The organism is Mesorhizobium sp. M2E.F.Ca.ET.209.01.1.1 (genome assembly GCF_004010375.2).
Taxonomy (GTDB): Bacteria; Pseudomonadota; Alphaproteobacteria; order Rhizobiales; family Rhizobiaceae; genus Mesorhizobium.
This window is the reverse complement of record NZ_SADP02000165.1, coordinates 1-468: the sequence shown is the minus strand read 5'-3', so window position 1 is coordinate 468 and position 468 is coordinate 1. Positions and strand designations below refer to the sequence as shown.

Here is a 468-nt window from a genome sequence, read left to right as displayed (position 1 = left end):
GTTCGGCGCTTGGAAGTGCGGCGCTCGCGTGGGACATCTCGCTTGCGCTCGAAAAGTCCGTCCTCGCCATCGTGCCGGGATACGGCATGGCGGACGTCATTCTTCAGGCGCTTGGTGGTTGGTTTGGTTTCGGCCTCTACGACTATTTGCATGCCAAGAGCCTGATCCAAAACGGCCTGGCGAATGTCGCGCCGCAAACCGCCAGCATTGGCCGCCGACTATCGGCCTCGACGCCCGACGCCAAGACCGTGCACGGCGCGCCCGTCTTTCGTCGAGGCTCAGGTTCGTCGGATGTGTTGCACGCGCTCCTCACCTATCGGGAGGCGCCATTCAAGCTGTTGGTCGGACACAGCAAGGGAGCACTGCAGATCGGGGACGCGATCCGCTCGTTCGCTCCGGAGCGGACCCATGCACTTCGCGTTGTGACACTTGGCTGTCCGATCGCGTCGAATGTCGATGGGGTGAGCT

1 pseudogene is annotated in these 468 nt (G+C 62.8%); it reads left to right on the top strand.

The features are described from left to right. A pseudogene (locus EN852_RS41185) lies at positions 1-468 on the top strand (hypothetical protein); the annotation flags it as partial.